Here is a 25994-nt window from a genome sequence, read left to right as displayed (position 1 = left end):
CCACGACGCACAGACAGGTACTCGGGGTGATTTCCCAGCGCAATGACGCGCACCACTGGTGGCGCGACGCGGTGATCTACCAGGTCTACGTCCGCAGCTTCCTGGACAGCACCGGCGACGGCATCGGCGACCTGGCGGGGGTCAGGGCCGGACTGCCCTACCTCAAGAAGCTCGGCGTCGACGGCATCTGGCTGAGCCCGTTCTACCCCTCGCCGCAGCACGACCACGGCTACGACGTCGCCGACTACCGCGACGTCGACCCGGTCTTCGGCGACCTCGGCGAGTTCGACCTGCTGATGGAGAGCGCCCGGCTGCTCGGCGTGAAGGTCCTGCTCGACATCGTCCCCAACCACTGCTCCCACGAGCACCCGGACTTCCGCGCGGCGCTCGCCGCCGGGCCGGGCGACCCGGCCCGCGCCCGGTTCCACTTCGCCGAGGGACGCGGCCCCGACGGAGCGCTCCCGCCCAACAACTGGCACGCCATGTTCGGCGGCCCCGCCTGGACCAGGGTCACCGAGGCCGACGGCCGCCCGGGACAGTGGTACCTGCACATGTTCACGCCCGAGCAGCCCGACTGGAACTGGCGCGACCCCGAGGTCGCGGCCGCCTTCGAGGAGGTCCTGCGGTTCTGGCTGGACCGGGGCGTGGACGGCTTCCGCATCGACGTCGCCGCCGGACTCTTCAAGCACCCGCGGCTGCCCGACTCGCCCGACCCGGAGGCGGACGCCCGCGCCCGCGACTCCGTCAACCCGCTCGCCTGGAACCAGCCCGAGGTGCACGACGTGTGGCGGCGCTGGCGGTCCGTCTGCGAGGAGTACACCGGGCGCGACGGCCGCGAACGGCTCCTCGTCGGCGAGGTGTCGGTGCCCACCGCCCGCGAGCACGCCCGCTACGTCCGCCCCGACGAGCTGCACCAGGCCTTCTTCTTCGACCTGCTCAGCGCCCCCTGGAACGTCGACGCGTTCCGCAAGGTCATCTCCGAGGCCATGCAGGACATCGCGGGCACCGGCTCCACCGTCACCTGGGTCCTCAACAACCACGACCAGGTCCGCACCGTCACCCGCTACGGCGAGCCCGCCACCGAGGGCAGCGGCCTCGGGTCGGCGCGGGCCCGCGCCGCCGCCCTGCTGATGCTGGCGCTGCCGGGGGCCGCGTACATCTACCAGGGCGAGGAACTGGGCCTTCCCGAGGTCGTCGACCTGCCCGACGACGTGCTCACCGACCCGATCTTCCGCCGCACCGGCAGCCGCGCCCGGATCCGCGACGGCTGCCGGGTGCCGCTGCCCTGGTCGGGCCAGGCCTCCCCGTTCGGGTTCACCTCCGCGATGGAGGGCGCCAAGCCGTGGCTGCCGCAGCCCGAGTGGTTCGCCGAGCACGCCACCGACCGGGCCCTCGCGGACACCCGCTCGTTCTGGCACCTGTACCGCGACGGCCTCCAACTGCGCGCCTCGCTGCCCCAGTTGGGCGAGGGCACGCTGCGCTGGCTGGACACACCGCCCGGCGTCCTCGCCTTCGTCCGCGGTGACGGCCTGGTCTGCGCCGTCAACTTCACCACCGCCCCCGCGCCCGCGCCCGTCGCCGGCACCCCGCTGCTCGCCAGCGGCCCCTGCTCCCCCGGCGTCCTCGCCGGTTCCACCACCGCCTGGTGGATCACCGGCGACACCGCCGTCTGACATGCCCGGCACCTCACCCGCTGAAAGGTCATCAACGATGATGCGACGACGTGTTCCCCTGCTCACCGGAAGTGTCCTCCTGCCGCTGGCCCTCGCCGCGACCGCCTGCGGCGGTGGCGGGGACGTCTCCGCCGGGGGCGGCGACAAGTCCCTCGGCGGCCAGACGGTCACCGTCGCCGGGGTCTGGTCGGGCAGCGAGCTGAAGAACTTCCAGAAGGTGCTCGACGCCTTCACCGAGAAGACCGGCGCCGCCACCCGGTTCGTCTCCACGGGCGACAACGTGTCGACCGTCGTCGGCAGCAAGATCGAGGGCGGCGACGCCCCGGACGTGGTGATGGTCCCGCAGGTCGGCGTGTTGCAGCAGTTCGCCCGCGAGGGCTGGCTCCAGCCGCTGTCCAAGAGCGTGCGGACGTCCGTCGGCTCGGACTATGCGAGCGTGTGGAAGAACTACGGCAGCGTCGACGACACCCTGTACGGCCTGTACTTCAAGGCCGCCCACAAGTCGACGGTCTGGTACAGCCCCACGGCCCTCGAACAGGCCGGGGTCAAGCCGCCCACCAGCTTCGACGAGATGCTGACGGCCGGGCGCGCGGTCTCCGACTCCGGTCTCGCCGCCTTCGCCGTCGCGGGCCAGGACGGCTGGACCCTCACCGACTGGTTCGAGAACGTCTACCTCTCGCAGGCCGGACCTGAGAAGTACGACGCCCTCGCCGCGCACCGGCTGAAGTGGACCGACGACAGCGTGGTGAAGGCCCTGACCACGCTCGGCACGCTGTTCAAGGACAAGCAGCTGCTGGCCGGCGGCCAGAAGGGCGCCCTCAACACCGACTTCCCCGGCTCCGTGGAGAAGGTCTTCGGACCCAAGCCCGAGGCCGGCATGGTCTACGAGGGCGACTTCGTCGCCGGGGTCGCCAAGGACCAGTTCGGCAAGGAGATCGGCAAGGACGCCGACTTCTTCCCCTTCCCCGGGGTCGACGGGAACACCGCCCCCGTGGTCAGCGGCGGTGACGCGGCCGTCGTCCTCAAGGACGGCAAGCACCGCGCGGCCGGCATGAAGCTCCTCGAGTACCTGGCCTCCCCCGAGGCGGCGGCCCTCTGGGCGAAGCAGGGCGGCTTCCTCTCCCCGAACAAGAAGCTCGACCTGGGCGCCTACGGCGACGACGTGACCCGCGCGACCGCCAAGTCCCTGATCGCGGCGGGCGACACCGTCCGCTTCGACATGTCCGACCAGGCGCCGGCCGCGTTCGGCGGCACCAAGGGCGTCGGCGAGTGGAAGCTGCTCCAGGACTTCCTGCGCGACCCGTCCGACCCGAAGGCCACCGCCGCCGCGCTGGAGACCGCAGCGGCCAAGGCCTACAAGGACTGACCGGCCATGACCGCCACCCTCGTCAACGACGCGTCCCGGCCGGCCCCGCCGCCTCCGGACGCGGCCCGCAAGCGGCGGGCCGGGCTGCGGGGCCGCGCCGTCGCCGTGCTGTTCGCGCTGCCCGCCCTGCTGCTGCTCGGCGCGCTGGTCGTCTACCCCGTCCTGTTCTCCATCGGGCGCAGCTTCTTCGACGCCTCGGGCACCCGGTTCGTGGGCGCCGACAACTACACGGAGATGTTCCACGACCCGGCGACCCTCAAGGCCGTCCGCAACACCGTGATCTGGGTCGTGGTGGCGCCCGTGCTGCTCACCGGCCTCGGTCTGATCCTCGCCGTGCTGGTGGAGAAGGTCCGCTGGGGCACCGCGTTCAAGCTGCTGATGTTCATGCCGATGGCGGTGTCGTTCCTGGCCGCCGGCATCATCTTCCGGCTGGCCTACGACGAGGACCCCGACCGGGGTGTGCTGAACGCCGCGGTCGTCTCCGTCCACGACGTCTTCGCCGGCACCTCGCCCTATCCCACCGCCCGCGCCCGCGACGGCCAGGGCCTGACCCACGGCGAGGACGGCTCCTACCGCACCGGGGCGAGCCTGTCGCCCGGGGACACGGTGACGCTCCCGCTGGTCGGGGTGCTCCCCGCGGAGCTGCCCTCCGACGCGAGACCGGCCGCCGCGCGGGCGGCGGCCCCCGGTGAACTGCGCGGCGTCGCCTACCTGGACTTCGTGCCGGGCGGCGGAGGCACCCAGGGCGCGATCGACCGCGGTGAGAGGGGACTGCCCGGCCTGAAGGTCGAGGCGGTCCGCGACGGCAGGACCGTCGCGTCCACGACCACCGCGCCCGACGGCTCCTTCGCCCTCACCGGGCTCGGTCCCGGCACGTACAGCGTGGCGCTGCCCGCCGCCAACTTCGCGCAGCCCTACGACGGGATCTCCTGGCTCGGTCCGACCCTCGTCACACCGGCCATCATCGGCGCCTATCTGTGGATCTGGACCGGCTTCGCGATGGTCCTGATCGGGGCCGGGCTCGCCACCCTGCCGCGGGACGCGCTGGAGGCCGCCCGGATGGACGGCGCCAACGAGTGGCAGATCTTCCGCCGCATCACCGTCCCGCTGCTCGCCCCCGTGCTGACGGTGGTGTTCGTGACCCTCGTCATCAACGTGATGAAGGTCTTCGACCTCGTGTACATCATCGCGCCGGGACCGGTGCAGGAGGACGCCACGGTGCTGGCCACCCAGATGTGGCTGGTGTCCTTCGGCGGCGGCAACGACCAGGGCCTGGGCAGCGCGCTCGGGGTGCTGCTGTTGCTGCTTGTGGTACCGGCGATGGTCTTCAACGTCCGGCGTTTCCGAAGGAGTCAGCGATGACCGCCGTCCGGCGCGGCCTGAGCAGCGGCCTGGTGCAGGCCTTCCTCGTCCTCATCGGGCTGATCTGGCTCACCCCGCTGGGCGGGCTGTTCCTGTCGTCGATGCGCTCCGCCGAGGACACCGCGAAGGGCGGCTGGTGGACGGCGCTGCTCGCCCCCGGCCAGCTCTCCTTCGACAACTACGGGTCGCTGCTGAAGAACTCGGGGATGACGCAGGCGTTCTGGAACACGGTGCTGATCTCGGTGCCGACGACCGCGCTGGTCGTGGTGCTCGCCGCGCTCGCCGGGTACGCCTTCGCGTGGCTGGACTTCCCCGGGCGCGACGCGGTGTTCCTCGTCGTGGTGGCGCTGCTGGTGGTGCCGGTGCAGATCGGTCTGCTGCCGGTCGCCAAACTCTTCGGCCAGCTGGGCCTGTTCGGCTCGATCCCCGGCGTGGTGCTGTTCCACGTGGCCTACGGACTGCCGTTCGCGGTGTTCCTGCTGCGCAACTACTTCGCCGAGATACCGCAGGAGATGCTGGAGGCGGCCCGGATGGACGGCGGCACCGAGTGGCGCATCTTCCGGCAACTGGTGCTGCCGGTCGCCCGGCCCGCCCTCGCGTCGCTCGCCGTGTTCCAGTTCCTGTGGGTGTGGAACGACATGCTGGTGGCGCTGCTGTTCGCGGACAGTTCGGCGCAGCCGCTGACGGTGGCGTTGCAGTCCCAGACCCGGCAGTTCGGCAGCAACATCGACGTGCTGGCGCCGGGCGCCTTCCTGTCCCTGATCGTGCCGCTGGTGGTCTTCTTCGCCTTCCAGCGGCACTTCGTCCAGGGCGTCATGGCCGGCTCGGTCAAGTAGCCCCGGGCGACGGGCCACGGCGGCCGCGCGGACCGGAGCAGGTCCGGACCGCGCGGCCGCCGCCGTGCGCACCGGATCTGCGCCGGCCGGTCGGTCCTTCAGCGCGTCAGCGCGTCGGTCGGTCAGCCCGTCGGTTCCGCCGGTCCGTCACAGGACGTGTTCCCTGACCCAGGTGAGGAGGTCGGGGTCGTTGAGCGCCGTCACCCACAGGTCGGCCCGAGCCGCGTCCTGCTCGGCGGGGCGCGGCCCCACCCCGAGGACGCGCAGGCCCGCGCGGCGCGCGGACTCGACGCCGGTCAGGGAGTCCTCGATGGCCAGGGCCGTCTCCGGCGCCGCGCCGCACAGCCGGGCCGCGGTGGCGTAGACGTCGGGCCACGGCTTCGGGCGTACCGTTTTGGCACCGGCCGCCGCGGGGGTGGCGTCCGGGGTGCGGGTGGCGTCGGTGGGGACGACGATGTGCTCGAAGTGGCGGCGCAGGCCGGCCCGTCCGAGGCTCTCCTCGACCACCTCGAGGGGGCAGTTGCTGGCCACCGCGAGCGGCAGCCGGCCCGAGAGCAGCCGGACGAACTCGGCCGCGCCCGGCATCGTCGCGGGGTCGTCCGTGACGAGGTCGAGGAAGTGGTCCAGGAGTCCCTTGGTCAGGACGTCGGTCAACTCCGGCTTCTGCACCTCCTCGGCCATCAGGCGTCCGCAGTCGATGTAGTGCACCCCCTTGGCCCGGTCGGCGAATCCCGGCGGAGTCGTCAGGCCGAACGACTGGAAGGCCCTGGTCCGGGCGTCCTGCCAGTGCCGTTCGGTGTCCATCAGGGTTCCGTCGCAGTCGAAGACGACGGCTTGCGGGGACCAATGGAGGAGAGAGGATGCCTGTGTGGTCACGGGGGCTCCTGGGGGGAGTGGCGGTCGTGCTCGTGGCGGGACCGCGGTTCGGGTGTACGGGGTTCCCCGTGCCGGACACGCGCGGACCGTCTACGTCCTTCGGCGCCGTCGTCCGGGCGGAGCGGTCTGCACCTGGGGCATTCCGTCCCAAACGGGAAACATCGCAACCGCTACGTTATTTCTGTCGCTCTGCGTGACGCAATCACTACATTGAGTGATGACAGGGGTCTTGGGCAGGTGTAACAGCGATCCGTGCGCGACGGTGGAGCACCTGGGCGACCGTCGGCCAACCCCGCTTGCCGGCCGCCCAGTTGAGTCGCACATGCAAGGGTCGGACCGAATTCGGCACTCGGTCAAGGAAAATAAAAATCCCTGCCACGGATGGGGCCAAAAAGGGCGATGATCACCCGCAAGCATTCACCTTCGAAAGAAATAAGCAATTATCGCGCAGCGACGGCGAGAATTGCTCCCGGCGTACGCGGGCGCACTACACTCCGCCCGTCACGGGAACGTTGAGCGAAGGTGGACAGGACGTTGCAGGAACGGGCCAGGGCAACCCGCCGATCACTCCTGGAGGCAGCCGCCTGTCTCTTCGCCGAACAGGGATACGCCGGTACCAGCGTGAACGACATAAGTGCCCGGTCCGGCCGGACCAGCGGTGCCATCTACTTCCATTACGCCAGCAAAGAGGGGCTCGCCCTCGCGGTGGTCAAGGACCGGTTCGCCACCTGGCCCGCGCTGGCCGCGCCGTATACGGACCCCGCTGTTCCGCCTCTCGAACGCCTGGTCGCGCTCAGCTACGAGATCGCGCGGGCGCTGGCCGAGGACACTGTCACGCGCGCGGGCGCCCGGCTCTGGGCCGAGCGCGACACCATCGACGCCCAGCTGCCCGACCCGTTCGCCCTGTGGACCACCGCCGCCACCCGGCTGCTCGCCCAGGCCAGGACCACCGGCCATCTCGCGCACCACGTCAGGCCCGCGGCCACCGCCCGCACCCTGGTCCGCGCCTTCTTCGGCCTGTGCACCCTCACCGAGGCGCTGGAGGGGCCGCAGACCGTCACGGACCGGCTGACCGACTGGTGGGGCCTGACGCTGCCCTCGCTCCAGCGCGGCACGGACCCGGCCGAGGCCGTGAGCAGAGCCGCCTGACCGGCGCGCGGAGCCGGTGCCGCCCCGCTCGAACAGCGCTCGGGCCGCTCACTCCTGCGTGGGCAGCCACACCCCGTGCAGTCCGAGCGGCACCCGGACCGGGATGCGCAGCCGGGCGACGGGTCCCGACGCGGGGTCCCGCGCCGGGATGACCAGCAGACTGCTGCTGCCGTCGGTGCGGTCGGTCGCGAACGTCAGCCAGTAGCCGTCGTCCTCGCCCGGCCGGCCTGGCTCGGCGGCGAACGCGGGCTCGCCCAGGGAGAGGTTCCCGCCGTGCCACTCGACGGGCCCGTCCTGCGGGTGGTCCGTGTCGTACCAGCGCACCGCGTCGAACTCCCCCGGCAGCAGTCCTTCCGTGGTGCCGCTGTCGGCGGCCACGGCGATCCGGCGGTGCCTGCGCCCGATCCTGCGGTCGTCCACGCGCGGGAACTCCACCCGGGCGTCGTCCACCAGGGTGCGGTGCACCCGCCCGGTCCCCGGGTCGACGACGGCACGGACCAGACCGCGGCCGGCCTCGGGTCCCGAGCGGGCGCCCGCTCGGTCGGCGGAGGGGCCGAGGTCGAGGCGCGGCCACTGGACGTAGTCGAGGACGACGCGGGGGTCGGCCTGGTCGTGGGACACGTCGGACGCGTCGTACGCGTTGACCGTGTGCCACGTCCAGAAGGCCTCGTCGCCCGCCCAGCGGACCGGTCCGCCGTCGCGCGGGACGAGCGCGACGCGGGTGCCGCTCTCCGGCCGCCAGTCGATCAGGGAGCCGCCGTGCAGGGCGGCGGCGAGGTCGAAGTAGGCGGGCGCCAGCACCAGGACGAGGTGGCGGGCGGTCAGCGCCATGTCGTGGATCATCAGCGGCTCGTCCACCCCGGGCACCGGTGTGGGGCCCGCGACGACCGTGCCGGTCGGACCGATGAGCGACCAGGTCAGCCAGGGCGGTTCGAGGTCGTAGCGGAAGACCGCCATCTCCCCGGTGACCGGGTCGACCTTCGGGTGGGCGGTGATGCCCGCGGGCAGCGCGCCGTCGAAGGTCTCCCGGCCGACCGTCTCCAGCCCGGGGGAGATCCGGAACGGGCAGGCGGACTCCGCCAGGGCGAGCAGCCGGCCCGCGTGCCGGACGACGTTGATGTCGGGCAGGTCCTTGAAGGTGCCCGCGAGGTCCGGGCCGACCTGCTCGGCGTCCGGCGTGATCATCGATTCGAGTCCGCCCCACAGGGCGTGGCCCGCCTTCTCCTCGGCGAGGACCCCCGGGGTGCGGACGAACCGGTTGCGGTAGCGGGCCCGGCCGCCCGACATCCACACGCCGTGCAGCATGCCGTCGCCGTCGAGCGGATAGAGGTACGAACCGATCGGGGTGAAGCGGGGGTTGGGCCCGTTGCGCAGGTACAGGCCGTCCAGCTCGTCGGGGAGCCGGCCCTCGATCTCCAGGTCGACCGCGTCGACCTCCTCGGTCACGGGCGCGAAGCGGCCGGAGAGATGGGCGACGCGGGTCGGGTCGAAGGCGGTGCGGTCGGTGGTCATGGGACGCTCCCTCGCTGCGAGGAGCGCTGCCGTGCGACGTACCGGTCGGGGTAGCGCTCGGTGAAGCGGACCGCGATCACCAGCAGGGCGATCGGGATCACCCAGTTCAGCCAGTCCGAGCCGCTCCCGGCGTGGACGGCGACCAGGCCGAGCACCGCCGTCACCACGAACACCGCGGACCACATCGACGTCAGGACGAGGTTGATGTGCCGGAAGGCGGGCGAGTCCCAGCGCTCACGCGGGGTCGACTCACGGGCGTACTGGCTGGTGAACGGCACGAACGCCAGCGAGCCCAGGCACACCACGGCGATGACGCCGCTGGACAGGGGCTGCGCGTAGGTCTCCAGCCAGACCAGGTCCTGGTGGTCGAGGACGAGGGCGAGCACGCTCAGGACGGCGAAGAAGACGATGCCGGTCGCCTCCAGGATCTTGAAGTGGCCCCGCCGCAGGCCGCGACCGTTGAGCACGACCGAGGCCACCAGGGCGGAGAGGGCCGCGTACTTCCAGGTGCTGGGGCCCGCCACGACGTCGAAGACGATCCACGGGGCGAAGGCGAAGAACAGGTTGCCCGTTCGCCTGGTCGAGCCGGTGCCTGCCACGGGGCACCTCCTGTCGGGCCGGGGCGGGGCGCGCGGTCGGGGCGGCCCCCCGTCCATCGTGGCCTCGGCCCCGGCTCACCGCATCCGTTGCCGTGCCCCGCCGCTCAGGGGGTGTCGCCGCCGGCCGGCCAGGGCGTCGCCGACCGCAGCCGCAGCAGCACGTGCAGTTCCAGGGCGCGGTCCGGGGAGCGCCAGCCGGCGCCGAGGACGCTGTCCAGGGTCGACAGGCGCTGGTAGAGGGTGTTGACGTGGACGGCGAGCGCGTCGGCGGTGGCGCGGGCCCGGCCGCCGTGGGTGAGGTAGGCGTGCAACGTGTCGAGCAGGGGCACCTTGCGGCGGGCCTCCTCCGCGAGGACGGGGCCGAGGAGCTGCCGGAAACGCGCCTCCAGATCCTGTCGGCCCGTGTGGTCGAGGAGGATCCGGTAGAGGCCGAGCTGGGCCGCCGTCGCGGTCTGGCCGTGCCGGTCCAGGGTCTGGAGCGCGTCCAGGGTCCCTCGCGCCTCGACGAAGCAGCGGGCCAGTTCACGCCCGCCGCGGGCCGGGCCCGCGATGCCCGCGGTCGGCGCGTCCCGGCCCTGCGGCCACTCCCGCTGGAGCTGTTCGGGGGCGGTGGTGGGGGCGACGACGACCAGACGGGTGCCGTGCTCGGCCATCACGGTCCCCGCGGGCCACGGCAGCCGCTCGATCCGCGGGCGGGCCGACGCCGGGTCCGCGACCAGCACCGCGTACGGAGTCGACGCGTCGAGCCCCGCCAGACGCATGTCCTGCGGGCGCTCGGAGGGTGTGGTCAGCAGGGCGAGCAGCAGCACGTCCCGGGTGCGGCGGGTGGCCTCGGCGACCGCGCCCTCCGCGAGCAGCGCGAGCGCCAGCGCGGGCGCGGCCCGTTCCAGCAGCAGCGGGTCGTCGGGTGCGGCGGAGCCGGTGAGGACGAGCGCCCCGAAGGTCCGCTCCCCCGCCACCACCGGCACCACCGTCCCGCCCGGCCCCCGCGGCGGCGGCGGGCGGGACGTCACGAAGCCGACCTCGCCGCGGGCCAGGGCGCGGATCTCGTGCAGCAGTTCCTCCACCCCGCCGCCCCGCAGCACTACTTGGGTCAGCCGCTGGTCCCAGCGCAGGACGCGCTCCAGCTCCGCGCAGCGCCGGGTGAGGCGGGCGTTGTCGGCGGTCAGGGCGGCGGCCTCGCGGGCGGTGCCGACGGCGGGTGCGGCGTGCGCGGCGAGCGCGCTCAGCAGCGTCACCTCGTGCTCGGCGAAGTCGCGGCGCCGCCGGTCGCCCGCGAACAGCACGCCGAGGACCCGGCCGTCGAGGCGCAGCGGGACGCCGAGCAGGCCGCGCATGTGCTCGGCGCTCGCGGCGGCGTCCGCGGGTCCGTCGTGCCGGAAGCGGGGGTCGGTCCGGTAGTCGGCGCTCCAGCGGGGCGCGGTGTGCGCGAGGACCTCGCCCGCGAGGCCGCGGGAGAGCGGGACGGTGAGGTCCGTCAGCTCGGGGGTGAGGGCGCCGGCGGCCGCCGTCAGGCGCAGCAGTCCTTCCTCGACCAGGCCGAGGTAGGCCAGGTCGACGCCGAGCAGCCGGCGGGCCTGGTCGACGATCTCCGGCAGCAGCGCCTGCGGGGTGGTGAGGGCGGCCAGCCGGATCGCGATGTCGTTGAGCGCGCCGAGGTCGGCCGCCCGCCCGGCCCGCTGGTGCAGCAGCGTCCGCAGCCGCAGGGCGCTCGCCGTCTCCCGGTCGGCCGTGCCCGTGCCGCTGGAGCGGGCCAGGTCGGCGCCGTGGCGCAGCAGGTCCTCGGCCGCCGCGTCGCGCAGCAGCAGGTCGAGCCAGGTTCCGCCCGTCATGCCCGCCGTCCCTCACCGCCGTGGGCTGGCCGGGATGGATGGTTCCACCACCGGAATGGCCCCATGGTAGGCATCCCGTCCATTGAGCGGGGGACGTGATCATCCGTAGGGTCGTTGGCATGCGCAACGATGCGGGGCCGCGTGAGCCGGCCGACGAACTGAACCGGCTGCTGCCCGCCGGCCGGGTCCTCACCGACCCGCAGGTGACCGGGAGCTACGCCCACGACGAGGCGGAGTGGGCGCCGCACGGGCTGCCGGCCGCCGTGGTGCGGCCGCGCACCGCCGAGGAGGTGCGGACGGTGGTGCGGGTCTGCCTGGACCACGGGGTGCCGCTGGTGACGCGGGGCGCGGGCACCGGCCTGTCCGGCGGGGCGAACGCCGTCGACGGGTGTGTGGTGCTCTCCACCGAGGCGATGACGGCGATCACCGAGATCAACCCGCTGGAACGGCTGGCCGTCGTCGAGCCGGGTGTGGTGAACGAGGATCTGCGCACCGCCTGCGCGGAGCACGGGCTGTGGTACCCGCCCGATCCGGCGAGCGCCCGCTGGTCGACGATCGGCGGGAACGTCGCCACCAACGCGGGCGGGCTGTGCTGCGTCAAGTACGGCGTCACCCGCGACTACGTCCTCGGCCTGCAGTTCGTCACCGGGACCGGGGAACTGGTGCGGGTGGGGCGCAGGACCGCGAAGGGCGTCGCCGGGTACGACCTGACGTCCCTGCTGGTCGGCTCGGAGGGCACGCTCGGTGTCATCACCGAGGTCACCGTGCGGCTGCGGCCGCGCCGTGAGCCCGAGCACACGGTCGCCGGGCACTTCGCGTCCGTCGTGGACGCGGGCCGGGCCGTCGCCGCGGTGGCCGAGGCGGGCGTCACGCCGTCGGCGCTCGAACTGATCGACCGGCACTGCCTGGCGGCCGTCGACGCGTGGAAGCACATGGGTCTGTCGACGGAGGCCGAGGTGGTGCTGCTGGGCCGGTCCGACGCCCCGGGCCCGGCCGGTGAGCTGGAGGCGGACACGATGCTCGCCTGTTTCGAGGGCGCGGGCGCCACCTACGCGGTCCGCTCCACCGACCAGCACGAGGCGGAGGCCCTGTTCGAGGCGCGGCGGCTCGCCTACCCGGCGCTCGAACGGCTCGGTCCCGTCCTGACGGAGGACATCTGCGTGCCGAAGGCCGCCGTCCCGGAGATGCTCGGGCGCGTCGACGCGATCGCCGCCCGGCACGACACCCTGATCGCGAACATCGCGCACGCGGGCGACGGCAACCTCCACCCCCTGCTGATCACCCCGCCGGGCGACGAGCGGGCCCGGGACCGCGCCCAGGCCGCCTTCGTCGAGATCATCGCGGAGGCGCTGGCCCTCGGCGGCACCGTCACCGGGGAGCACGGCGTGGGGCTGCTCAAGCGGGACGGGCTGCGCGACGAACTCGGGCCCGCCGTGCTGGCCCTGAACCGCACGGTCAAGGACGCCCTCGACCCGATGCACATCCTGAACCCCGGCAAAGTCGTGTCGTCGTCCCGGAAGGACTCCTGACCATGGATGCCGTCGTCGACCTCGGAGCGGGCCGGTCGGTCAGGGGCACCCGCGCGGACGGCGTCGCCGTCTTCCGCGGCGTCCCGTACGCCGAGGCGCCCCTCGGCGCGGGGCGGTTCGCGGCGCCGCGCCCGGCGCGCTGGAGCGGCGAGCGGGACGCCCGCTCCCCCGGGCCCACCGCGCCGCAGCCGCGCACCGACGTGCCGGGCCTGCCCGACCTGTCGGTCCTCGTCGGACCCGGCTGGGTGCCGGGCGAGGAGTACCTCACCGTCGACGTGTGGACGCCCGACCCCGGCGCTGACGGGCTGCCCGTCATGGTGTTCGTGCACGGCGGGTCCTTCACCGGCGGCGCGGGCGGTGCGGCCGGGTACGACGGGACCGGGTTCGCCCGTGACGGGGTGGTCCTCGTGACGCTCAACTACCGCGTCGGCGTGCCCGGTTTCCTGCGGCTGCCGGGCGCCCCGGACAACCGCGGTCTGCGCGACCAGATCCTCGCCCTCGCGTGGGTGCGCGCACACATCGACCGGTTCGGCGGCGACCCCGGCGCCGTCACCGTCTTCGGGGAGTCGGCGGGCGCCCTCAGCGTCGGCGCGCTGCTGGCCGCCGCGCCCGCCGGACTCTTCCGGCGCGCGGTCAGCCAGAGCGGCGGCGCCTCGCACGCGCTCACCCCGGCCCAGGCCGACCTGGTCACGGCGGCCGTCGCCGACCGGCTGGGGGTGCCGGCCACGGTGCCGGCGTTCGCCGCGCTGCCCGACGAGGCGCTCGTCGAGGCGGTGGCGGAGGTGTCGGCGGCCGGCCTCGACCTCGCCGTCGACGGGGTGCGCGACCCGCTGATGGGCCTGAGCAGATTCGGTCCCGTGGTGGACGGCGATCTGCTCACCGGGCAGCCCGTGGACGCGGTCCGCGAGGGCGCCGCCGACGGCGTCGACCTGCTGGTGGGCTCCAACCGCGAGGAGATGAACCTCTACCTCGTCGCCCTGCCGTCGCCGCCCGTCACCGAGCCGATGCTGCGCGCGGCGGCGGCCCGGCTGCACCCCGACCCGGAGGGGCTGATCGCCGCCTACCGGGCGGCGGGCCGGGGCGTGACGCCGGGTGAGGTGCTGTCGGCGATCGGCACGGACTACATGTTCGCGGTGCCCACCGCGCGGCTCGCCGAGGCGCACGCCGGCCGGCCGGGCGGCACCTGGCGCTACGAGTTCGCCTGGCGCTCCCCCGCCGCCGACGGCCGTCTCGGCGCCTGCCACGGCATCGAGCTGCCCTTCGTGTTCGACATCGTGGGCCGGGTCGGCACCGGGGTCCTCGGTGTGCCCGGCGCGGATCGCGGGGTGCGGGCGCTGGCCCGTGACACGCACGCGGCGTGGGTGGCGTTCGCCCGCGACGGCGATCCCGGCTGGCCGCGCTTCACCACCGGCCGTCCGGCGGTGCGGCGCCTGGACACCGAGTGGAGCCTGACGGAGACGGCGGACGGCCCGGAGCGCGACCTCTGGCGCGGTGTGCGCTGAGCACAGGGCGGGCCGCCCCCGTCGGCGGGGTCAGGTCACCGCTGACCGGAGGGTGCGCCCGCGGGCGCGGGTCCTCCCCTTCCCGCGGCCTTCCGCAGGATCCGGACGGCCGATCCCCTCGGCCGTCCGGCGGTCCGCCAGGTCGAATCGTCGCTTCGCCGTCCCATGTCCGCCCCCACTGTCGCCCGAAAGCTCCAACTATCTGACGGATAGAGCCCGTTGACAAGTCCGCCGGTTCGGGCGGCGCTGGTCAGCTCGGCGCGGTGCCGGTGGCCGGCTCGTCCAGGTCCTTCGCCCGGTGCGCCTGCACCGCCGCCCGCTCCACCCGGGCGCGGTGGTGCTCCCACGCTGCCGCGTCACCCGGCGGCAGGCTCCGCCTGTCCTTGTTCAACCCGGCGGCGCCGTCGAGGAGTTCCCTGAGGATGTCGGCGTGCCCGGCGTGCCGGTGGGTGTCGGCGACGACGCGGACCACCGCGTGGTGCAGCGTCACCTCGTCCGCTCCCCGCGGCCACCACGGGACGGTGCCGACGGTGTCCAGGGCCAGCGCGTCGAGGGTGGCGTCCGCGTGCGCCCACGCCCGGCGGTAGAGGGCGACGACGGACTCCCGGGACTCGTCGGCGGCGGCGTACATGTCGGCGTTGGGTCCGGCGTCCTCGGCCAGCCACGGCAGGGGTTCGCCCGACGGCCGGCCGAAGGTGTCGCCGAGGTAGCCGAGTTCGACCCCGGCGAGGTGTCTGACGAGACCGAGGAGGTTGGTTCCGGTGGGTGTCAGCGGGCGGCGGGCGTCGTACTCCGTGAGCCCTTCGAGCTTCCAGAGCAGCGCGTCGCGGGCCGACTGGAGGGAGGTGCGCAGGTCGGCCTTGGGATCCGTCGGGTTCATGGGGTCAGTGTGGCGCAGGCGGGCGGGCACCCCGCGGCGCCGGTCGGTCACCGGCGCCGCGGGGGTCGGGAACCTACGTGACCGTGATGCGGTCGATGTCGGGGGCCCAGCCCGAGCTGTTGGCGATCGTGATGGTGTTCCCCGTTCCCGCGGCCAGGTCCAGGGTCACCGTCGTGGTCGCCGTGGTCGTCCAGTCACCGGTCGGCGGGAAGGTGACCGTCTTGGCCGTGCCCGTGTTGGCCCGGACGGTGGCCGAGCGCGACTCCGCCGTCGTGTACTGGACGGTGACGGTCTTGGTGCCGCCGCTGCCGCCGTCCACGCCGTTGAAGGTGAGGGTGGCGCCGTTGCCGACGTAGCCGACCTTCGAGCCGCCCGAGCAGCCGGCGCAACCGGCCCTGACCGCCGTGCCGGTGAGGGTGTTGGCGGTGGCCTCCGCCTCGTAGCTGTGCGAGCCGCCGGCCGAGGTGCCCACCGTCATGGAGCCGAGGCCGAGCCAACCGTCGGCGTTCTGGGTCGCGTTGGCGAAGCGGAGCTTCTTGGCGGCGGAACTGACGTTCTCCAGCGGGTTCTTGGCCTTCATGACGAGCTGGTAGCTGCCGGAGGCGACTGCCGAGAGGTCGACGGAGGTGTCGAAGTACTGGGCGTAGCCGTAGTCGAGGTAGGTGGGGTCGGAGCCGACGCCCCAGTCGGGGAAGGCGCGGATCTTCGCGGGCATGACCTTGCGCAGGTCCCAGGGGGTGGTCCAGGTCTTGACGACGGTGCCGGAGGCGTTCTTGAGCCCGAGGCTCACCGTCCACGGGTAGTAGAACGGCGCCACCCCGTTGTTGGTCATCCGGACGCCGATCTTGGTGGTGCCCTGCGCGGTGTCCTGGAAGTAGGCGCGGTCGACGCCCAGGTCGTAGCCCATCAGCCGGACGGCGGCGCCCACCTTGGCGTTGTTCGCGTCGTAGCTCGCGCTGCCCTCGTTCATCTTCCAGGTGGTGTGCTCCAGTTCGAGGCACGCCTTCATGTTGTCCACGTCTGAGGAGCCGCCCGGCCAGTTGTCGAAGGCGGTGGGCTGGATCTCGGGGCGCACCTCACCGCCCATGGAGGCCGTGGTCCAGCGGTTCTCCACGCCCCGGTCGAGGGCTTTCTGCAGCTGGGAGTAGCCGGCTCCGCCCATCGAGACCGGCAGGGTGACGCCGGCCGCCGGAGAGCCCTCGCGGTAGCAGAAGGAGTCGTCGTGGTACCCGACGGCGGGCAGGCCGTCAGCGACGCCGCCCGCCGACTCCGGGTATCTGACCTCGATCTTCGTGTGCGTGAAGGCGCTGTTGTAGGCCTGCACGATCTGGGCGCCGTGGGCGTCGGTCGGCATGTAGTTCGGGTAGGAGTCGCCCGAGGTGTCGGTGTCGTAGGGCCAGGTGTGCCACTCGCCCCAGAGGCCGATCAGGCCCATGTGGATGAACCCGATGCGCGGGTCGTTGTCGTAGCGGGCGCCGAAGGCGGCGATGAAGTTCTTGAGCGCGTCGAGGAGGTACGCGCTGTCGTAGTCGGGGCTGGTGGTGTTCCAGTAGGCGTTGGTGCGGTTGGCGACGTGTCCGGCGAAGCACGGCGGGATCGCGTTGGCGGGGTGGCTGCCGGAGCCGCCCGGGTACTCGATGTAGAAGCGCAGGGCGGCCTGGTTGCCGTAGGACGCGGTCTCGTTGAGGGCGTTGTCGAGGACGGTCCAGTCGTAGGACGCGCAGTTCGAGGAGTTCTTCATGACCTCGGACAGGCCGAAGTAGCTCCAGGTCAGCGCGTGCGGGTAGCCGGTGTTCTGGTCGGCCCCCGGCTGGTAGAAGCGGGCGAATCCCTTGAGCGGGTTGTCGAGCGGGGCGTCGGCGCGGGTGAGGGTGTGGACCGGCAGTGCGGGGTCGGGGTCGGGTCCCGGCGCCGGGCGGGCGGGAGCGCCCTGCGCGGCCGATGCCGCGGTCGTCGTCGCGGGCGCGGCCTGGGACGTGCCGGGGAGTGCCGCGAGAGCCAGGGCCAGGGCGGTGGAGCAGAGAGCGGCCAGGATTCCTCTGCCGCGTCGCTGCGCGTAGGTGCGCACGGTGTCAACCTCCGGTGTCGACTGGTGAGATGGCGTCCGGTAGCGGGCCGGACGTCGTCACAGGCCCTTCACACCCGTTCCGACCTGCGTGGACGCAACCTTTTTCGGGGTCGCGGCGGCCGGTCGGGAGTGAGCGTTTCGGGGGCCTGCACCTGATTTGTTATGAGCCAGCATTGACAAAGTTTCGCTGTTGCTCATCAATATGTGTCCACGGTGCCCCACTGACAAGAGGTGCGGCGCAGATCTCTTCGAAGGGGAACCATGGGCGCGGACACCGCAGTTGCGCCACCGCAGAAGGGCGCCGGTCCTGATCCGGTCGCGGACCGGGCGCCGGCCAGGTCCCGCCGCAGCCGGGACGACCGCAAGGCCGCCTGGCTGTTCCTGGCCCCGGCGCTGATCGGGTTCGCGCTGTTCTACGCGTATCCGACGGTGCGCGGGTTCTACTACTCGCTCACCGACTACAACCTGCTCAGCGATCCGTCCTTCACCGGGATGGACAACTACCGGGACCTGATCGGCGACGACCAGTTCTTCAACGCCCTGAAGGTCACCGGCTACTACGTGGTGCTCAACATCGGGTCGCAGACCGTGCTGGGCCTGCTGCTGGCGACGCTCATGCACCGCCTCACCCGGTCGGTGGCGCTGCGGGCGATGCTCCTGGTGCCCTGGCTGGTGCCGAACGTGACCGTCGGCCTGCTGTGGATGTGGCTGCTGGACGCCAACCTCGGCTTCGTCAACCACATCCTCGACGCCCTCGGCTTCGGCACCACCGGCTTCTTCACCTCGCCGACCTGGGCGATGCCGACCGTCGCGGCGGTCAACACCTGGGCGTACACCGGCTACACGGCGCTGCTGCTGTACGCGGGGATGCTCCAGATCCCCCATCACCTCTACGAGAGCGCCTCGTTGGACGGCGCGGGCGAGTGGCGCATGTTCACGCGCATCACGCTGCCGCTGCTGCGGCCCGTCCTCGCCCTGGTGCTCGTGGTGTCACTGATCGGCTCGTTCCAGATCTTCGACACGATCGCGGTGACCACGAAGGGCGGCCCGGTCAGCGCCACCCGGGTCATCTACTTCTACATCTACGAGCAGGCGTTCACGAACTTCCACATGGGCTACGCCTCGGCGGTGGCCGTGGTGCTCGCGGTGATCCTCGCCGCGCTGACCGCGGTCCAGATGCGCCTTCTCCGCGCCTCCCGCTCCGACCTGGCCTGATGAGGAGGCACCCCATGAACCGCCCTCGTACCAAGCTCTCCGCCGGCCGGATCGTGGCGTGGACGCTGCTCGGCATCGCGCTGCTGCTGACCGTGTTCCCGTTCTACTGGATGATCCGCACCTCCCTCACCCCGGCCGCCGACATCTACTCCGACTCCACCGGGCTGGTCCCCGACCACCCCACGATGATCAACTTCCTGCGGGTGCTCGGCCTGACCAGCGAGGAGGAGGCGCGGGCGGCCGGCGGCTCGGGCGCCCAGGTGGACTTCCTGCGCTACCTGCTCAACTCCGTCGTCTACAGCGGTCTGATCGCCGTCCTCCAGACGCTGTTCTGCGCGATGGCGGGCTACGCCTTCGCCCGGCTGCGCTTCCCCGGCCGGGACCTGGTCTTCGGGGTGCTGATCGCCGCGCTGATGGTGCCGCCGATCTTCACCGTGCTGCCGAACTTCGTCCTCGTGAAGAACCTCGGCCTGCTGAACACCTTCGCCGGCATGGTCGCCCCGAGCGTGCTGATGACGCCGTTCGCGGTCTTCTTCCTGCGGCAGTTCTTCCTGTCGATCCCCCGTGACGTGGAGGAGGCGGCCACCCTCGACGGCGTCGGCGCCTGGGGCATTTTCTGGCGGATCGTGATGCCGATGAGCCGCGGCCCGCTGATCACCATCGGGCTCACCACCACGGTGTGGTCCTGGAAGGACTACCTGTGGCCGCTGCTGACCGGCCGTGAGGACCAGACCCGGGTGCTGACCGTGGCGCTCGGCATCTTCCAGCAGCAGTCGCCCAACACCCAGCCCGACTGGACCGGTCTGATGGCCGGTTCGACGCTCTCGGTCCTCCCCGTTCTCGTGCTGCTGATCGTGCTCGGCCGCCGTCTGGTCGAGTCGCTCAACTTCACCGGCATCAAGTAACTCCCTTACCGCACCCGCCAAAGAGGTCCCGCGATGAGTTCCAAGCACCTGCGCATCGGCGCCGCTCTGCTCTGTCTGTCCGCCACCGTCTCCCTCGTCTCCTGCTCAGGCTCGGGCGACGACAGCGCCGGCGGCCGCACGACCCTCGACTACTGGCTGTGGGACGACCGCCAGCTGCCCGCCTACCAGGAGTGCGCGACGGCCTTCCAGAAGGCCAACCCCGACATCACCGTCAAGATCACCCAGACCGCGTGGGCGCAGTACTGGCAGAACCTCACCACCCAGCTCACCTCGGGCGACGCCCCCGACGTCTGGACGAACCAGGCGTCGTACTACCCGCAGTTCGCCACCAGCAACCAGCTCCTCGACCTGCAGCCCCTGGTGGACCGCGACAAGGTGGACCTCTCCGCCTACCAGGACGGGCTCACCGAGACCTGGGTCAAGGACGGCAAGCGCTACGGGCTGCCCAAGGACTGGGACACCATGGCGCTCGCCTACAACACCACCCAGCTGAAGAAGCAGGGGGTGGACGCCGCCGCGCTGTCCGACCTGACCTGGAATCCGTCCGACGGCGGCACGTTCGAGAAGACCATCGCCAAGGCCACCGTCGACACCAAGGGCCGCAACGGCCTCGACCCGGACTTCGACAAGACCAAGGTGGCGACGTACGGGTTCCTGCCCGAGTGGGCCGACGGCTCCCAGGGCCAGAACGGCTGGGGCGACCTGGCCGCCTCCAACGGCTTCACCTACCTCGACAAGAACCCGTGGGGCACCCACTACAAGTACGACGACCCCAAGCTCGCCGAGACCATCGCCTGGTTCAAGCACCTCATCGACAAGGGCTACTCGCCCCGCTTCGACAAGCAGTCCTCGGTGGCCAACTCCGAGCTGCTGGCCGCGGGCAAGGGCGCGATCATGGTCGCGGGGTCCTGGACCATCTCCACCTTCACCGACCCGAAGGCGAAGCAGAAGTTCGCGTTCGCGCCGCTGCCGACCGGCCCGGTCGGGCGCAAGAGCGCCATCAACGGCCTCTCCGACGCCATCTACGCCGGCACCGAGCACAAGGAACAGGCGTGGAAGTGGGTCAAGTTCCTCGCCTCCCCCGAGTGCCAGAACCTCGTCGGTGAGCGGGCCGTCGTCTTCCCGGCCCTCAAGTCCGGCACCCAGAAGGCACTCGCCGCCCATCAGGCCAAGGGCCACGACGTGAGCGCCTTCACCGACTCGACGACCACGAAGGGCGGCACCTTCCAGCTGCCGGTCACCGAGCACGGCACCGAGATCAACCCGCTCGTCCAGGACGCCATCCAGTCGGCGATCCTCGGGCAGGCAAAGCCGGAGGCCGCCCTGAAGTCGGTCAACGACAAGGTCAACGGTCTCTTCAAGTAGCCGCCCCACCGGCGGTCCCACTCCCCACACACGCAAGGAGTTCCATGGCCCAGCTCGCAGACCTCGGCGGTCGCACCCTCGCCCTCTCCCTCGAGGACGACGCCCCGCCCCAGGTCGTCGACGGCGGACTGTTGCTGCCCCCCGGCCGCGTGGCCGTCCTGCACGGTCTGGGCGACGCGTTGTTCTACCGGCACGGGCACAACTCCTGGAGCCCCTGCGGCTGGCGTCGCCTGTCCGACAGCCCGCTGCGGATCGAGAGCGCCGAACGCCGTCTCACCGCCGATGACACCGTCTGGGACGACCCGGCCCGTCACCACTCGTCCGCCGTGGCCGCCCTCCAGGGCGCCGACGGACAGGTGCTGCTGCTCGGCTCGCTCGGCCTGGACGTGCCGCGGCTCACCGCGGACCGCGACACCCTCGCCGGGTGGTCCGAGCGCGGCGACGCACCGTGGTTCCTCGCCCTCGGCAGCGAGGAGGAGGTGTTCGGCGCCTACGCCCGGCACCTCGCCGAACGGCTCGGCCGCAGCGACAAGCGGGCCGGCAACGTGTGGTGCAGCTGGTACGCGTACTACGAGAACATCACCGAACAGCAGCTCACCAAGGACATCGCCGCCCTGCGCGGCCTGCCCTTCGACGTCGTCCAGGTCGACGACGGCTGGGAGCTGGCCGTGGGCGACTGGGAGGCCAACGCCAAATTCCCGTCCGGGATGAAGGCGCTGGCCGACCGGATCACGGACGCCGGGCTGCGGCCCGGCCTGTGGATCGCCCCGTTCATCCTCCACCCCGAGTCCGAGACCGCCCGGCACCGGCCCGAGCTGCTGCTGCGCGACGAGCACGGCGAGCCGGTGGTCGCGGGCCACAACTGGGGCACCGGCTACTGGGCCCTCGACCTCACCCACCCGGCGGCGCAGGACCATCTGCGCGAGACCATCCGCCGGGTCACCCGGGAGTGGGGGTTCACCTACCTCAAGCTCGACTTCATCGGCGCGGGCACGGCTGTCGGGGCGCGCGCCGAGGACCTCGGCCGCGAGGAGGCGTACCGGCTCGGCCTGCGGATCATCCGCGAGGAGGCGGGCCCCGACGCCTACCTGCTCGGCAGCGGCGCCCCGCTGCTGCCCTCGCTCGGCCTGGTCGACGGCATCCGCAGCGGCCCCGACGTGGCGCCGCTGTGGGAGCACTACGCGACCCAGGACCCCTCGGACGCCCTGGCCCGCAACGCCGTCGTCAACACCGTGCACCGGCTGTGGCAGTCCCCGCTGCTCGAGGTGGACCCGGACGTCGTCTACTTCCGCAGCCGTCTCAACCTGCTCACCGAGCAGCAGCAGCGGTGGCTGCGCGACCTCGCCGACATCTGCGGTTTCCGGGCCGTCTCGGACCCGCCCGGCTGGCTGCACCCCGACGAACTGGAGGAGATGACCCGCTACTTGGCCGCCCGACCGCAGGTGCGCCGGCTGAGCCGCTACCGCTACACGCTCGACGGACGGGAGGTCGATTTCGGGCCGGCCGTCGAGCCCGAGTCGGAGCAGCGCTACCCCATCGCCTGAGCCGGAATGCCGATACGGCCAAGGCCATGAATTAGTAAACTGCTCAGCAATATCCAGCGGCGGGGACCCGCCCCCTTCAGGGAGCACCAGATGGCGACGACCGGAACGGATCTGTCCCGGATGCGCGAGATGAACCAGCTGTCCATCGTGTGGGCGCTGCGCGGCAACGCGCCCTCCACGGTGACCGAACTCGCGGGCCGGGCCGGTCTGTCCCGGCCCGCCGTCGATGTGCTGGTGCAGTCCCTGGTCGCGGACGGCTGGGCGGAGGTGGAGGAGCCGGGCGCCAACAGTGTGGTGGGGCGCCCGGCCCGCCGCTTCCGCTTCCGCGCCGACGCCGGTCATGTGCTGGGCATCGACATCGGGGTCCACAAGATCCTCGTCATGCTCAGCGACCTGGAGGGCAACCTCGTCCGCACCGTGCGCCGCCCGGCCGATCCCGAGGCGGACGCGCAGGCGCGGCTCGCGGCCGTCGACGAGGTGATCGACGAGGTGCTGGCGGGCGCCGGGATGACGCCCGACGACATCTGGGCGGTCACCGCGGGGGTGACGGGACCGGTCGACGCCAGCGGCCGGACCTCGCTGTTCACCCCGCTGCCCGGCTGGAACGCGGCCGATCCCGTCGCCCACCTCGGCACCCGGTTCTCCTGCCCGATCCAGGTGGAGAACGACTGCAAGCTGGCCGCCGTCGCCGAACGCTGGAAGGGGGTCGCGCCGGACGCCGACGACATCGTCTTCCTGCTCGCCGGTCTGCGCACCGGCGCCGGCCTGATCCTGGACGGCACCCTGCGCCGGGGCCACGGCGGCGCGGCGGGCGAGATCGGCGCCCTCAAGGCCGTCCGCTGGCTGAACGCGCCCGGTCACCTGGAGTCCTGCCCGGGGGTGCCCGCGAGTGCGGCGCCCGGCGAGGCGGCGGCCTGGGTGTTCCAGGCGGCCAGGGACGGCGACCGGGACGCGCGCACCGCCGTCCGCCGCTACACCCGCGACCTCGCCATCGGCGTCGCCGCGCTGGTCCTCGCCCTGGACCCGCAGGTCGTGGTGTACGGCGGCGGCTTCTCCCGCTCGGCGGACGTGGTCCTCGAACCACTGCGCCAGGAACTCACCAAACACTGCCTGCGGCTGCCCGAGCTGCGCGCCTCCACGCTCGGCGACGAGAGCGTGGCCCTGGGCGGTGTGCGGCTGGCCCTCGACGAGGTCGACAGCCGCCTGCTCAGCGACGGGCTCGCGGCCCCCACGGCTCCGCGCCGCTGACCGTCAGGCCGCCGGGACCGACCGCGTCCCGCAGCGCGCCGCACCACGAGAGAGGACCCTCACCCATGGACGACCGTGCCGAGCCCCAGGAACGCGAACTGCGCGTCGGGGTGGTCGGAGTCGGACAGCGCGCCGACCTGGCCACGCTCGCGAACCGGCCGGGGCTCGCCCGGGTCGTGTCCTGCGCCGACCCGAGCCCCAGGGGCCAAGGCGACGCCCGCCGGCTGTTCGGCGCCGACGTCACCGTCCGCGAGCGGTACGAGGAGATGCTCGACGACGACCTGGACGCGGTGTTCGTCCTCACCCCCGACGATCTGCACACCCAGCCCGCGCTGTTCTTCCTTGAGGCCGGGATCGCGGTGTTCGTGGAGAAGCCGCTCGCGATCACCCTCGCCGACTGCGACGCGCTGCTGTCGGCCGCCTTCCGCACCCGCACCCGCCTGTACGTGGGGCACAACCTGCGGCACCTGCCGATGCTGCGGCAGGTGCGCGCGCTGATCGACACCGGGGCGATCGGCAGGGTGCGCGCGGTGTGGTGCCGGCACTTCGTCGGGCACGGCGGCGACTTCTACTTCAAGGACTGGCACGCCGAACGGGCCCGCACCACCGGGCTGCTCCTGCAGAAGGGCGCGCACGACCTCGACGTCATGCACTGGCTCGCGGGCGGCTACACCCGCAACGTCGTCGCGCAGGGCACCCTCGCGGTCTACGGCGGCAATCCGCGCCGGGCGGAGCAGGCGCCGCCCGAGCACGAGCGGATGCCCGACTGGTTCGACCCGGAGATCTGGCCGCCGTCGAAGCTGCGCGACCTCAACCCGGTCATCGACGTGGAGGACCTCAGCATGATGCTGGGGCGGCTGGACAACGGGGTGCTGACCAGTTACCAGCAGTGCCACTTCACGCCCGACTACTGGCGCAACTACACCGTCATCGGGGACGAGGGCCGGCTGGAGAACTTCGGCGACGGCATCGACGGCGACCCGGCCACCATCAAGGTCTGGAACCGGCACCGCTCCGGTTTCCGCGACGACGCCGATCTGGTCGTCCCGGTCGCGGCGGCCGCCGAGGGCCTGCACGGGGGCGCCGACCGGTCGCTGGTCGAGGAGTTCCTGCGGTTCGCCGCGGCCGGCGGCCCGACGGAGACCTCGCCGGTGGCGGCCAGGGAGGCGGTGGCGGCCGCCGCCGCGGCGACGACCTCGCTGCGCGCGCACGGGACACCCGTCGACGTGCCCGCGCTCGACCCGGCGCTCCTCGCCTACTTCGACCACCACCAGGCCGGTCCGGCGCCCCGTCCGCTCGGTGGCCATCAGGCCGTCGCCGAGGCCGGCCGCGGCGCGGGGGGCGAGGCACGGGACCCGCGTCCGTGAGCGGCCTCGCCCCGCGCCCGCCCGCGGGGCGCCGCGGACACGACGAGGCCGGGGCGGACCGCTGTGCGCGGTCCGCCCCGGCCGCACCCGAAGGTGAGCGGGGAACGCTCAGATCATCGGGCGACCCAGCGTCGAGGGGTCCGCGCCCGGCGTGCCGGGGGTCGCGGCGCCGCCCGAATGGGTGGTCCCGTAGTGGGTGCCGACCTGGTCGTGGTAGCCGGCGTCGCCCAGGTGCTTGTCCTTGTCGAACTCCGGCGCGCTCTTGATCTCGTCCTTGGTGCGCGCCACCTGCACCGTCTTGGACTCCGCGTCGATCCCGACGACGGTGCCCGCGGGGAGCAGGACGTCCTTGCCGAAGATCCAGACACCGGTGTCGACGACGATGTACTGCGACCCCACGTCGTTGGAGTGCTTGTCGACCTTGCCGATGTGGCCGTCGGTGGCCTCGACCTTGTAACCCGTCAGGTCAACGTCCGGAGTGTGACCAGCGCTGGCCGGGTAGTCCCAGATGTTCTCGGTCATGGTGGTACCTCCGTGTATCGGTCGCTTCCGGTCGGTCGGTGCGGGTCCGCACCGTGCGTCCGTTCCGGCGACAGAGCCCGGGTGTCCCGGGCGGGCTTTCCCAAACAACATCCGCGGCGATCCGCGGTCCTGAGCCGCCCTCACGGCGCCGGGCGGCGCCGCTTCCCGTGGGCGGCTCGCGTCACCAGCGGTACCAGCGGCCCTTGCCGCCGCTTCCCGCGCCCGGCCTGATCACGAAGCCGAGCAGCCAGACCACCAGCACGATGACCGCGATCCACCACAGGGCCTTCAGCGCGAAACCCGCGCCGAAGAGGATCAGGGCCAGAAGAAGAACCAGAATCAAAGGAACCATTGTGTTGACTACCTCCTGGACACCGTGTGCTCTCACATCGTCTTTACAAACATACAAAAGCCGCGTTTCTTTGACGATCTGTGGGGCATTCGGCCGCACGCCGTGTGCCCCCGTCCGTGCCCCTCACGCCTAGGCCGGCGCCGTCAACCTGACGCCCCCCGGTCACCGGCGGCCGGGAATCGGGCCGGAGCCGCAACTCACCTGCACGGACGGGGCGTTGGTGGCCGAGACGGGCGAACCAGGCGAACCGGTCGATCAGTACAGTCCTCGC

21 protein-coding genes are annotated in these 25994 nt (G+C 72.3%); 13 read left to right on the top strand and 8 right to left on the bottom strand.

Going from position 1 to position 25994, the window contains the following annotated elements; translation table 11 throughout:
* The first annotated feature begins 26 nt into the window (after positions 1 to 26).
* Genes DDJ31_RS37655 through DDJ31_RS37640 form a run of 4 tightly spaced genes read left to right on the top strand, consistent with a single transcriptional unit; the run spans position 27 to position 5237 of the window.
* On the top strand, positions 27 to 1673 hold the full coding sequence (locus DDJ31_RS37655) for a glycoside hydrolase family 13 protein (RefSeq protein ID WP_240677932.1): 1647 nt from the start codon (positions 27 to 29) through the stop codon (positions 1671 to 1673).
* 37 nt (positions 1674 to 1710) lie between these two features.
* On the top strand, positions 1711 to 3039 hold the full coding sequence (locus DDJ31_RS37650; protein WP_127175948.1) for an ABC transporter substrate-binding protein: 1329 nt from the start codon (positions 1711 to 1713) through the stop codon (positions 3037 to 3039).
* A 6-nt stretch (positions 3040 to 3045) separates the two neighbouring features.
* Positions 3046 to 4401 carry an ABC transporter permease gene (locus tag DDJ31_RS37645; RefSeq protein ID WP_127175949.1) on the top strand — a complete coding sequence of 452 codons (1356 nt, stop codon included), beginning with the start codon at positions 3046 to 3048 and terminating at the stop codon, positions 4399 to 4401.
* Positions 4398 to 5237: a carbohydrate ABC transporter permease gene (locus DDJ31_RS37640; protein WP_127175950.1), complete on the top strand. Its 840-nt coding sequence runs from the start codon at positions 4398 to 4400 to the stop codon at positions 5235 to 5237. The genes DDJ31_RS37645 and DDJ31_RS37640 overlap by 4 nt, the downstream gene beginning before the upstream one ends.
* Positions 5238 to 5384: 147 nt before the next feature.
* Here DDJ31_RS37640 and DDJ31_RS37635 read toward each other — a convergent pair whose 3' ends face one another.
* Entirely contained in the window at positions 5385 to 6113 is a 729-nt protein-coding gene (locus DDJ31_RS37635; protein ID WP_127175951.1) for an HAD family hydrolase, read from the bottom strand.
* A 522-nt stretch (positions 6114 to 6635) separates the two neighbouring features.
* Between DDJ31_RS37635 and DDJ31_RS37630 the strand changes: the two genes are divergently transcribed.
* Entirely contained in the window at positions 6636 to 7262 is a 627-nt protein-coding gene (locus DDJ31_RS37630; RefSeq protein WP_171480954.1) for a ScbR family autoregulator-binding transcription factor, read from the top strand.
* A gap of 48 nt (positions 7263 to 7310) precedes the next feature.
* On the opposite strand, the gene DDJ31_RS37625 is transcribed toward DDJ31_RS37630, so the two are convergent.
* The 3 genes from DDJ31_RS37625 to DDJ31_RS37615 all read right to left on the bottom strand — a co-directional run bounded on the left by DDJ31_RS37625 (position 7311) and on the right by DDJ31_RS37615 (position 11205).
* A complete protein-coding gene (locus tag DDJ31_RS37625; RefSeq protein ID WP_127175952.1) occupies positions 7311 to 8774 on the bottom strand; it encodes a carotenoid oxygenase family protein in 1464 nt (487 codons plus the stop codon).
* Positions 8771 to 9373, bottom strand: coding sequence for a hypothetical protein (locus DDJ31_RS37620; RefSeq protein WP_127175953.1), 603 nt, complete (start codon positions 9371 to 9373; stop codon positions 8771 to 8773). The genes DDJ31_RS37625 and DDJ31_RS37620 overlap by 4 nt, the downstream gene beginning before the upstream one ends.
* Positions 9374 to 9477: 104 nt before the next feature.
* Positions 9478 to 11205, bottom strand: coding sequence for a helix-turn-helix domain-containing protein (locus tag DDJ31_RS37615; protein ID WP_127175954.1), 1728 nt, complete (start codon positions 11203 to 11205; stop codon positions 9478 to 9480).
* Positions 11206 to 11324: 119 nt separating this feature from the next.
* Between DDJ31_RS37615 and DDJ31_RS37610 the strand changes: the two genes are divergently transcribed.
* Positions 11325 to 12734: an FAD-binding oxidoreductase gene (locus DDJ31_RS37610; RefSeq protein ID WP_127175955.1), complete on the top strand. Its 1410-nt coding sequence runs from the start codon at positions 11325 to 11327 to the stop codon at positions 12732 to 12734.
* 2 nt (positions 12735 to 12736) lie between these two features.
* On the top strand, positions 12737 to 14236 hold the full coding sequence (locus tag DDJ31_RS37605) for a carboxylesterase/lipase family protein (RefSeq protein WP_127175956.1): 1500 nt from the start codon (positions 12737 to 12739) through the stop codon (positions 14234 to 14236).
* Positions 14237 to 14486: 250 nt separating this feature from the next.
* Here the strand turns inward: DDJ31_RS37605 and DDJ31_RS37600 are convergent, their stop codons facing one another.
* Both DDJ31_RS37600 and DDJ31_RS37595 read right to left on the bottom strand, forming a co-directional pair.
* Positions 14487 to 15116, bottom strand: coding sequence for a DinB family protein (locus DDJ31_RS37600; RefSeq protein WP_127175957.1), 630 nt, complete (start codon positions 15114 to 15116; stop codon positions 14487 to 14489).
* A gap of 73 nt (positions 15117 to 15189) precedes the next feature.
* Complete coding sequence (locus tag DDJ31_RS37595; RefSeq protein ID WP_127175958.1) at positions 15190 to 17184, bottom strand: DUF4832 domain-containing protein; 1995 nt, start codon at positions 17182 to 17184, stop codon at positions 15190 to 15192.
* A gap of 261 nt (positions 17185 to 17445) precedes the next feature.
* On the opposite strand from DDJ31_RS37595, the gene DDJ31_RS37590 reads away from it, so the two are divergent.
* The 6 genes from DDJ31_RS37590 (at position 17446) to DDJ31_RS37565 (ending at position 24849) form a co-directional block, all read left to right on the top strand.
* A complete protein-coding gene (locus DDJ31_RS37590) occupies positions 17446 to 18399 on the top strand; it encodes a carbohydrate ABC transporter permease (RefSeq protein ID WP_127175959.1) in 954 nt (317 codons plus the stop codon).
* Positions 18400 to 18413: 14 nt separating this feature from the next.
* A complete protein-coding gene (locus DDJ31_RS37585; RefSeq protein WP_127175960.1) occupies positions 18414 to 19304 on the top strand; it encodes a carbohydrate ABC transporter permease in 891 nt (296 codons plus the stop codon).
* Between the two features lie 33 nt (positions 19305 to 19337).
* Positions 19338 to 20690 carry an ABC transporter substrate-binding protein gene (locus tag DDJ31_RS37580; protein WP_127175961.1) on the top strand — a complete coding sequence of 451 codons (1353 nt, stop codon included), beginning with the start codon at positions 19338 to 19340 and terminating at the stop codon, positions 20688 to 20690.
* 44 nt (positions 20691 to 20734) lie between these two features.
* Positions 20735 to 22234 carry a glycoside hydrolase family 36 protein gene (locus tag DDJ31_RS37575; RefSeq protein ID WP_127175962.1) on the top strand — a complete coding sequence of 500 codons (1500 nt, stop codon included), beginning with the start codon at positions 20735 to 20737 and terminating at the stop codon, positions 22232 to 22234.
* Positions 22235 to 22324: 90 nt separating this feature from the next.
* A complete protein-coding gene (locus tag DDJ31_RS37570; protein WP_127175963.1) occupies positions 22325 to 23482 on the top strand; it encodes an ROK family transcriptional regulator in 1158 nt (385 codons plus the stop codon).
* Positions 23483 to 23547: 65 nt separating this feature from the next.
* On the top strand, positions 23548 to 24849 hold the full coding sequence (locus DDJ31_RS37565) for a Gfo/Idh/MocA family protein (protein WP_127175964.1): 1302 nt from the start codon (positions 23548 to 23550) through the stop codon (positions 24847 to 24849).
* Between the two features lie 108 nt (positions 24850 to 24957).
* On the opposite strand, the gene DDJ31_RS37560 is transcribed toward DDJ31_RS37565, so the two are convergent.
* Both DDJ31_RS37560 and DDJ31_RS37555 read right to left on the bottom strand, forming a co-directional pair.
* Positions 24958 to 25371: a PRC-barrel domain-containing protein gene (locus DDJ31_RS37560; protein ID WP_431026684.1), complete on the bottom strand. Its 414-nt coding sequence runs from the start codon at positions 25369 to 25371 to the stop codon at positions 24958 to 24960.
* A 181-nt stretch (positions 25372 to 25552) separates the two neighbouring features.
* A complete protein-coding gene (locus tag DDJ31_RS37555) occupies positions 25553 to 25723 on the bottom strand; it encodes a hydrophobic protein (RefSeq protein ID WP_127175965.1) in 171 nt (56 codons plus the stop codon).
* Positions 25724 to 25994: the final 271 nt, after the last annotated feature.

The sequence above is a fragment of the Streptomyces griseoviridis genome, from assembly GCF_005222485.1.
Taxonomy (GTDB): domain Bacteria; phylum Actinomycetota; class Actinomycetes; order Streptomycetales; family Streptomycetaceae; genus Streptomyces; species Streptomyces hintoniae.
This window is presented reverse-complemented; position numbering and strand designations above follow the sequence as displayed.

Bases quoted from the DNA above. Each gene is read 5' to 3' on its own strand.
- DDJ31_RS37650 (WP_127175948.1), top strand. From the start codon at position 1,711: ATGATGCGACGACGTGTTCCCCTGCTCACCGGAAGTGTCCTCCTGCCG.
- DDJ31_RS37600 (WP_127175957.1), bottom strand. From the start codon at position 15,116: ATGAACCCGACGGATCCCAAGGCCGACCTGCGCACCTCCCTCCAGTCG.
- DDJ31_RS37570 (WP_127175963.1), top strand. From the start codon at position 22,325: ATGGCGACGACCGGAACGGATCTGTCCCGGATGCGCGAGATGAACCAG.
- DDJ31_RS37560 (WP_431026684.1), bottom strand. From the start codon at position 25,371: ATGACCGAGAACATCTGGGACTACCCGGCCAGCGCTGGTCACACTCCG.
- DDJ31_RS37615 (WP_127175954.1), bottom strand. From the start codon at position 11,205: ATGACGGGCGGAACCTGGCTCGACCTGCTGCTGCGCGACGCGGCGGCC.
- DDJ31_RS37575 (WP_127175962.1), top strand. From the start codon at position 20,735: ATGGCCCAGCTCGCAGACCTCGGCGGTCGCACCCTCGCCCTCTCCCTC.
- DDJ31_RS37590 (WP_127175959.1), top strand. From the start codon at position 17,446: ATGGGCGCGGACACCGCAGTTGCGCCACCGCAGAAGGGCGCCGGTCCT.
- DDJ31_RS37625 (WP_127175952.1), bottom strand. From the start codon at position 8,774: ATGACCACCGACCGCACCGCCTTCGACCCGACCCGCGTCGCCCATCTC.
- DDJ31_RS37580 (WP_127175961.1), top strand. From the start codon at position 19,338: ATGAGTTCCAAGCACCTGCGCATCGGCGCCGCTCTGCTCTGTCTGTCC.
- DDJ31_RS37585 (WP_127175960.1), top strand. From the start codon at position 18,414: ATGAACCGCCCTCGTACCAAGCTCTCCGCCGGCCGGATCGTGGCGTGG.
- DDJ31_RS37555 (WP_127175965.1), bottom strand. From the start codon at position 25,723: ATGGTTCCTTTGATTCTGGTTCTTCTTCTGGCCCTGATCCTCTTCGGC.
- DDJ31_RS37640 (WP_127175950.1), top strand. From the start codon at position 4,398: ATGACCGCCGTCCGGCGCGGCCTGAGCAGCGGCCTGGTGCAGGCCTTC.
- DDJ31_RS37610 (WP_127175955.1), top strand. From the start codon at position 11,325: ATGCGCAACGATGCGGGGCCGCGTGAGCCGGCCGACGAACTGAACCGG.
- DDJ31_RS37605 (WP_127175956.1), top strand. From the start codon at position 12,737: ATGGATGCCGTCGTCGACCTCGGAGCGGGCCGGTCGGTCAGGGGCACC.
- DDJ31_RS37645 (WP_127175949.1), top strand. From the start codon at position 3,046: ATGACCGCCACCCTCGTCAACGACGCGTCCCGGCCGGCCCCGCCGCCT.
- DDJ31_RS37565 (WP_127175964.1), top strand. From the start codon at position 23,548: ATGGACGACCGTGCCGAGCCCCAGGAACGCGAACTGCGCGTCGGGGTG.